7 protein-coding genes are annotated in these 7,619 nt (G+C 62.4%); 4 read left to right on the top strand and 3 right to left on the bottom strand.

The window, feature by feature from the left end:
• Positions 1–138: 138 nt before the first annotated feature.
• Genes Mgrana_RS16175 through Mgrana_RS16170 form a run of 3 tightly spaced genes read right to left on the bottom strand, consistent with a single transcriptional unit; the run spans position 139 to position 3,204 of the window.
• A complete protein-coding gene (locus Mgrana_RS16175; protein ID WP_240631412.1) occupies positions 139–2,166 on the bottom strand; it encodes an arsenate reductase (azurin) large subunit in 2,028 nt (675 codons plus the stop codon).
• Positions 2,099–2,716: a molybdopterin-dependent oxidoreductase gene (locus Mgrana_RS17175; RefSeq protein ID WP_240631411.1), complete on the bottom strand. Its 618-nt coding sequence runs from the start codon at positions 2,714–2,716 to the stop codon at positions 2,099–2,101. The genes Mgrana_RS16175 and Mgrana_RS17175 overlap by 68 nt, the downstream gene beginning before the upstream one ends.
• 8 nt (positions 2,717–2,724) lie before the next feature.
• The gene (locus tag Mgrana_RS16170) at positions 2,725–3,204 is read right to left on the bottom strand and encodes an arsenate reductase (azurin) small subunit (RefSeq protein WP_170146510.1); all 480 of its coding nucleotides are present in this window, start codon (positions 3,202–3,204) and stop codon (positions 2,725–2,727) included.
• A 201-nt stretch (positions 3,205–3,405) separates the two neighbouring features.
• On the opposite strand from Mgrana_RS16170, the gene Mgrana_RS16165 reads away from it, so the two are divergent.
• Genes Mgrana_RS16165 through Mgrana_RS16150 form a run of 4 tightly spaced genes read left to right on the top strand, consistent with a single transcriptional unit; the run spans position 3,406 to position 7,274 of the window.
• Positions 3,406–4,326 carry a carbohydrate ABC transporter permease gene (locus Mgrana_RS16165; RefSeq protein WP_119358613.1) on the top strand — a complete coding sequence of 307 codons (921 nt, stop codon included), beginning with the start codon at positions 3,406–3,408 and terminating at the stop codon, positions 4,324–4,326.
• A complete protein-coding gene (locus tag Mgrana_RS16160) occupies positions 4,323–5,153 on the top strand; it encodes a carbohydrate ABC transporter permease (RefSeq protein WP_119358612.1) in 831 nt (276 codons plus the stop codon). Before Mgrana_RS16165 ends, Mgrana_RS16160 begins: the two co-directional genes overlap by 4 nt.
• Positions 5,154–5,172: 19 nt before the next feature.
• Positions 5,173–6,417 (top strand): ABC transporter substrate-binding protein, encoded by a 1,245-nt coding sequence (locus tag Mgrana_RS16155; RefSeq protein ID WP_206075105.1) that lies wholly within the window; start codon positions 5,173–5,175, stop codon positions 6,415–6,417.
• 17 nt (positions 6,418–6,434) lie between these two features.
• Positions 6,435–7,274, top strand: a complete 840-nt coding sequence (locus Mgrana_RS16150) for a sugar phosphate isomerase/epimerase family protein (RefSeq protein ID WP_119358611.1) — start codon at positions 6,435–6,437, stop codon at positions 7,272–7,274.
• Positions 7,275–7,619: the final 345 nt, after the last annotated feature.

Below are 7,619 nucleotides of genomic sequence, written 5' to 3'. Positions count from 1 at the left end.
GCCCACACCCCCATCCGCACCCCCAGCACCTGGCGAGGGCAGAGGTGACGGTGCAGCTCTGAGCTTCGCCTCAGAAGTTCGGCTGTAGGGGGGGAGGCATTCGACCATTCTTCCTGAATTCACCTTGTTGAGCCTAGCCTAGTCAAACTTATTTTGCTGCAGCACACTTGTGCTCATCATAAGATCAGGCAAGGCCCCCGCCAAGCGACGAAGGTTAACCCGTGTGCCCTTATACCAAGGAATGGTGGTTTTGGCGTCGGTATACCCCGAGGTCATGCTGTTGGAGGTACCTTTGTCGTGGTACTGCAAGGCAAAGATCAGACCCGGCTTAACCGCGTCGGTTACGTAGACCATGAAGGTCCCATTGCCCTCCTCGTTCCAAACCTCCGCCAGATCACCGCTCTTTAGGCCGATTCGCTGAGCGTCTTGAGGGTGCAGCTCGATATAGGGCAGCGGCACCTGGCTGGTTTTCTCGGGCAAGAAGCGGTCATTGTACATGGTTTGCCAGAGGGTCTGGGCCCGCCCCGTAGTCATCCAGAAGGGGTATTGCTGGGCCAGATCGCCTTCAAGGTACTTGGCTACTTCTGCGGGGTACCCCTCCCAATCATCGGTACCATACCAGCTAAACTTCCCATCCTGCGTGCCGAAGCGCTGGCTATAACGCCGCAGCGTGCCCACCGGTTTACCGTTTTCCATCCGTACCGGGGTGCGGATACCCTGCTGCCCTACCTGACGCAAGAAAGCGTAGGTCACGCCCTTATAGCATTCCGCGGGCAAGGTGGCCTCCTCGCTGGCTGGAATGGCATTATTGGGAAAGGAGTTGCCTCCATCCAAGAAGACATCCTCGTCGGTACGCCAGTTCTTGCCGAACTCGAAGCGCCGAGCCTCTTCTTCCTTACCCTCGGCCCGGTACAGTTCCGCCATCTTGAGGCCCACCAGCTTGCAAATCTCCCAGTCTTGTTTGGCCTCACCGGGCGGGTCCATGAACTTTTCGTACAGGCGAAGCAGGCGGCTATTGCAGTTAATGGAGGTCTGATTGGCCTCGCCCCAGGCGCTCGCTGGAAGCACCAGGTGGGCATCCTGCGCGGTGTGGGTAAGGTAGAGGTCCTGTACTACCAGGAACAGTCCATTGGTCTGCTCGAGGCCCTCCAGAATTTTGCTCACCAATGCGCCCGTAGTGCCGGGCTCGCCCGAGGCCCCCAAGTAGTTGCTCAGCGCGGTGGTGCGTTCATGGATGCGCTTGCGGTAGAACTGGTTGTTGGGGGTGGAGAGGTAGGGATTGGTGCCGATCACCCAGTAAAGCTTGCCGTTGCCCCCTGTGATGAACTTGTCCACGTTCACCGGAGGCCCGCCGTTGAAAATGGAGCCTGGGGTGGGCGAGGGTGGGCGTACGTAGCCTTCCTGGTGCCCCCCCTGACGGCCTACTCCAGTACCGGCCCGCCCAATGTTCTGGCCGAGCACGTTCATCTGGACAATGGCCGCCACCTGATCGTAGTTCTTCATGTTCCAGATGATGCCCTTTTCGTAGATGGTGAGGGTGCGGCGGGGAAATCCCGGTCCCTTAGGCTTGGCAATCCAGTCCGCGGCCCGCTCAATGTCTGCGCGGGAAACCCCGGTAATCGTGCTGACCTGGGCCATGAACTCAGCATAGGGAGTGCCAAGCTTGAGGGATTTGGCCTTGTACTCCTCGAGCTTGGTCAAATCGGTCCGCCTTTGCAGATAGCCCGAGTCGTAATAGCCCCGCTCCCAGATCACCCGAGCAATGGCGTTGGCCAGAATGTAATCGGTGCCCAGGTTGGGCTGTAGGTGTAAGGTACGCCCACTGGCAGCGTTTTCAGCCACCGTAAGGCTGCTGCTGCGCCGAGGGTCCACCACAATCAGATATCCGGCTTCTGCCGGTTCCCCTCGCAGCAGGCTGCGCTGTTTCTCGGAGAGCGTGGCCCCTTGTAGGTTGGGCAGCATGTGCTCGGTGTAGAAAACACTGGCGGTCTCGTAGGGGTTAGCCCCCCAGAGCACGATGGTATCGGCCAGGCGAGCGTCCGAGGCATCGTAGTTCAGCTCGTGAACCCCGCGCTCGCGGCTGCCCCAAACCTCGGAGTTATAGGCCGGGCGGTTGTGAATGGAGATGTGCTTGACGCTGAAGCCCTTGAAAAACAGGCTCCCCACCCCCCAGTTGTTCTCGAATCCCGCACCCGAGCCGCCGGTGGTCAAAGGCTTTGACCGCGATGTTGTCGTCATTGCCATCCTTATCGCGAATGCCCTTGAGTACCCCACCCAGCAGGGTCAGTGCCTCCTCCCAGGTAAGGGTTTGGAACTGGTCACCCATCCGGAGGAGCGGGTGCTTGAGCCGGGCCTTGGTCCCTAGGTTGTCGCTCCAGGTGACAGCCGCATTGGTGGCTCCCCTCGAGGAATGGTCGCGCTTGAAGTTGATCGGAGAATCCCCCGCCGGAACGATGACCACATGATAGGGTTGGCTGTCCCTCCGGGTCACGATGGAGTGCATGGTTTCGGTGTAAACCAGCCCCCCTAAAGGGTTTTGCGGGTTGCGCAGATCTACTCCAAAAGCGTTTTGATTGGGGGCCAGCCCCCCTTGGGTACCTACCGGCCAGTTACACACCTTGTAGCCGCAACCCACCGTACAGTATTGGCAGACGGTATTTTTGGTCTCGGCGCTGGTGGGTGGAATCGGCAGATGGTCTCGGCGTACATACGGCATAAAGCCTCCTAGACGTTCTTGGTGCGCCCCCAGATGAGGCCTTCCATGGCGTTGGCCAAGATGTCGCCGTTCTGGGCAATCCGCAAGCGAATGCGTGGCAGACCCGTGCTGGCCAACCCCTGGTAGACCTGGGCGGCTTTCGTCGGATCAAACATCGAGTAGTGGCACGGGCAGACCAACCGGCCCCCTTTGTACTGCACTCCGCACCCCATGTGCGTACAGGTGGCTGAAAAGGCCACAATGTCTCTGTTCTGGCCCACCCCGCCCAAAGCCGGGCGACCCAGTTTGATCAGGATGGCCTGGGCTCGAGAGTCAGGGTAGGCGAAGTACAACGGCTGGTTGTTCTGTAGGGTTCGGATATTCCCCACCCGGATTGCCGGGTAGGAAAGGCTAGGCGCAAACCCCCATTGGGCTTTGCCGACCCCGGTGACCGAAGCCACGGTGACCCCACTCAGAATCTGTATGGCACGCCGACGTGTGACCATCATACTGGGACCTCCACCGCTGCCTACGCTGGTTTATTGATGCGCTTCTATGTATATCAAATTGAAACAGCATTTGTCAAAGCGCCGGGTTGAATCCTTCCCGCAGCAGGCCGTGCTGCCTTGCGCGCTTCGTCTGGGCGATAGCACCTCAAACCCCTCCCATGACCTGAAAACAGGCTGACAGAGCCCCGATACGCTGCCCACATGGCAGTCGCACGCCGCTTCACCAACCCCCGAAGCCTTTCGATCCAGCGCTTTGGCGGGGGGCTGGGGGGCGCCCTCCCCTATCTTCTCCCCGCCCTGGTCATCTTCGTGCTGTTTTCGTACTACCCGCTGCTGCGGGTGCTCTACCTCAGCTTTACCGATGCCGATCTGCTGCGTCCCCCGCAATGGGTGGGCCTCGAGAACTACCGCAAGATGCTGCTCAGCCGCGAGTTTCTCGGCAGCCTTGGCGTTACCGCGACCTTTGCTCTGGCGGTGACCGCCCTCGAGGTCGGCCTGGGGATGGCCCTAGCCTTTTTGATGCAGGCCAAGACCCGCTTCCAGAGCCTGCTGCGCGGGGCCGTCTTCGCCCCGGTGGTGGTCTCCACGGTCTCGGCCGCCCTGATCTGGCAGTACATGATGAACCCCAACGGTGGCCCCCTCAACGCGGGGCTTCAGACCTTGGGGCTGCCCCCGCTGGGCTGGCTCACCCGGCCCGAGACCGCCCTAGCCTCAGTAATCCTGATCGCGTTCTGGAAAGGGGTGGGGCTGCCCGCGGTCATCTATCTGGCGGGGTTACAGGCCATCCCCAAAGAGCTGTTGGAGGCGGCTCGAGTGGACGGGGCCACCACCTGGCAGGTCGCCCGCCGCATCACCATCCCGCTGCTGGCCCCTACGACCATGGTGGTGCTGTTCCTCTCGTTGGTCGGCACCTTCCAGTCCTACGGCCTGATCCTGGTGTTGCGCACCGATGGGGGTCCCGTAGGCAGCACCAACCTGCTGGGCTACCACATCTACCAGAACGCGTTCCAGTACTTCCAGATGGGCTACGCCTGTGCGCTCTCGGTGTTCTTGTTCTTGTTGCTCGCGGCGCTGGCCTGGATCCAGTTCCGGCTCTCCGAAAGGCGGGTGCATTACCAGTGAACGCCAAAACCCGCCATCTATGGGGGCAGCGGGGCCTCGAGGCCCTCAGCCTGCTGATCGCCCTGCTCTTCCTGGCCCCGCTGCTGTGGCTGTTCCTGGGGGCCTTCAAAGCTCCCGACGGGCTATTTGGAGGCCCGCTCATTCCACCGCGCTGGGAGTGGGAGAACTTCCTCGAGGCCTGGCACTCCGCCCCCTTTGGGCGCTTCCTGATCAACTCGCTGATCGTCTCCAGCCTCACCACCCTGCTGGTGGGCCTGAGCTCCGCCCTGGCTGCGTTCGCCCTGGCCCGAATGGAGTTCCCGCTCAAGCCCCTGGCCTTCTTGTTGGCCCTGGGCACCCTGATGATCCCCGGGGATGCCCTGCTCATCCCCAACTTCCTGACCATCCGCAACTTCGGCTGGATCAACAGCTACTGGGCCCTTATCGTCCCCTTCGCGGCCAGCGGTTTTGGCATCTTCCTGCTGCGCAACGCCTTCCTCCAAACCCCGCGGGAGCTGGACGATTCGGCCCGACTCGACGGGGCTACCCCGCTGACCTTTTTGTTCCGCATTCTTCTGCCGGTCAATGCCCCGGCCCTCAGCGCGCTCTCGGTGCTGACCTTCCTCTCGAGCTGGAACGCCCTGGTCTGGCCGTTTGTGGCCACCAACCGCAACGAGTGGCGCACGGCCCAGGTGGGGCTGGCCAGCTTCAACAACATCGAAGGCAATACCGATATCCCGGTGGTGCTCGCCGCCACGTTTATCGTCACGGTTCCGGTGCTGCTGGTCTACTTTCTGGCCCAGAAATGGTTCATCGAAAGCGCAGCCAGCAGCGGCCTTAAAGGCTGAACCGAGCAGGAGGAAGATTGTGAAAAGGCTCAACCGATGGATCACCGCACTCGGCCTAGCTGCAACCCTAGGCGCCCCGGCCCTGGCCCAGAGCAAGCCGGTGGAGATCACCCTGATGTATGGCTTGGGGGGACGCCTGGGCGAGATCATCCGCGCCACCATAGACCGCTACAACAAGAGCCAGACCGAGGTGGTGGTTCGGGGGGAATTCGCCGACAGCTACGAGGGGGTGTTGCAGAAGGCCCTGGCCGGGATCGCGGCCGGGCAGCCGGCGGCGGATCTCCTCCAGCTCGAGGTGGCCCTCTGGCCCCGCTTGGCTGCGGCCGGGCAGCTGACCGACCTGGCCACCCTCCCCGGCTTTAAGGCCATGTATGACGGGTTCTGGCCGGTGTTCCGCCGCCAGACCGACCCCGACGGCGACGGCAAGGTATACGCCGTGCCCTGGAACAACTCCAACCCGGTCACCTACTACAACCCCCAGCTGCTCAAGAAAGCCGGGTTCGAGGCCCCTCCCAAGCGCTGGACGGAGTACCGCGAGTTCGCCCGCAAGGTCAAGGAGGCCACCGGGGTGCCCGCCCTGGCGATCCCCTCGTTCCCCTGGGTGTTGGAGGGTGCGGTGTTCAGCAACGACGGGGAGATGGTGCGCGGAGGCAGGCTGGCCCTCAACGAACCGGCGGCCCTCGAGGTGATCAACACCTGGACCCAGATGATCCGCGATGGCAGCGCGGTGGTTGAGAACGCCAACACCACCCAGGACTTCGTGGCGGGAAAAGTGGCCATCACCTTTCAGTCGGTGGCCAGCCGACCTGGAATCAAGGCCCTCGCGGGGGATAAGTTCAAGTCCAACGTACGGGTAGCCAACCTCCCCTACTTCAAGAAGCCGGTGGTACCGGTAGGCGGGGCTACCCTGGCCATTCCCAAAGGGATCCCTCAAGATCACGTCCTGGCCGCTTGGAAGTTCATCCAGTGGCTCAATACCCCTGAGCAGCAGCTGGCCTGGATCAAAGAGACCAACTACGTTCCGGTCACCCGGGCCACCAACGACCTGCGGGCCTTCCAAAGCTATCTGCTCACCGAGCAGGGCCTAGGGCAGGGCATGCTGCAACTGCCCACCGCACGGCCCCGGCCTGCCGACCCCGGTTACGTGCAGGCCATTCAGGAGATTCGCAAGACCCTCGAGGACATCTGGCTCAACAACCGCCCGGTGGAACCGGCCATCAACGATCTGGTCAACCGCACCCAAGCCCTGTTCAAGCAGCCCTGAGGGACCGGAGCGTTCACATGACCCAGACCCTTCCCACATCGGCGGCCCTCCCGGTCTTAGGGGCCGCCCTACCCATCGAAGGCTTGGACGAGCACCGCGACTGGTTGCTGGAGCACGGCGGACGCGACCTGGAAATCCAAGACGGCTTTCTCTCCGAAGTGCTGGACGGGGATTGGAGCCCTCGAGTGGCCCAGGCCAAGGGGGTGCTCGAGGGGTACGGTGGCCGCCTGGGAATCCACGGGCCCTATGACGGTTACTGGATGGCCACTTCAGACCCCGCCCTGCGGCGCTTTATCGCTGGCCGGTATCGCCAGGCGCTGGCCTTCGCGGCGGAGCTGGGGGCCAGCCACATGGTCATCCACAGCCCCTTCTTGTTCTTCGGCCATCCCCAGGTGGCCCACACCCCGGCCACCGGCCTGACCCAGCAGCTGGAGTACGCGCACGACACCTTGCGGGAGCTGCTCCCGCTGGCTCAGGAAGCCGGAATCACCCTGGTGATTGAGAACATCCGCGACACCCGCCCAGAGCCGCTGCTCGAGCTGGTGCGTTCCTTGGATCACCCGCAGGTGCGGATGAGCCTGGATGTCGGGCATGCCCACCTGATGCAGCAAATCGGGGGCCCACCGCCCAGCCAGTGGATCCAGGCCGCGGGCCCCTGGCTCGGGCATGTGCACCTTCAGGACAACGATGGGTTCTTGGATCGGCACTGGTCCCCGGGGCAAGGAGGGGTGCACTGGGCCTCGGTGTTTGAAGCCCTGGCCCAGTCTCCGGCCCGGCCCCGGTTGATTCTCGAGGTGCGCGGGCACCAGATCAGGGCCGCGGCAGCCTGGCTCGAGCAGCAAGGGTTGGCGATCTAAGCCACCCCCTCTTCGGAGGAGCACTTCCTACATTCTGGTTCCGGGCTCCTGAAGCCTCACCGTCTACCTTTCTCGGCTCTAGACTGGAAGGGTAGACGGCTGGCTTTGTGGGTGGCGGTAGCTGAAACAGCGGCGCCCAACCGGTACACTTCACGGGCTGCGGGCAACATGGTAAGCTGCAGGGGGGTTCAATGAGCACACTCAAACTGGTATTCCACCTGACATCCTCCCCGGACTGAAGTCCGGGGGTTCCTACGCGGAACTTTCAAGGTTGGAGTCTGTATGCGAGCATTGCTGCTCATCTACCTTTACTCCATCCAGCCGGTCTCCAACGAGACCAGGCTG

It is taken from the genome of Meiothermus granaticius NBRC 107808 (assembly GCF_003574355.1).
Lineage (GTDB): Bacteria > Deinococcota > Deinococci > Deinococcales > Thermaceae > Meiothermus > Meiothermus granaticius.
The sequence above is the reverse complement of the archived record's forward strand: the minus strand, read 5'-3'. Positions and strand labels throughout refer to the sequence as shown.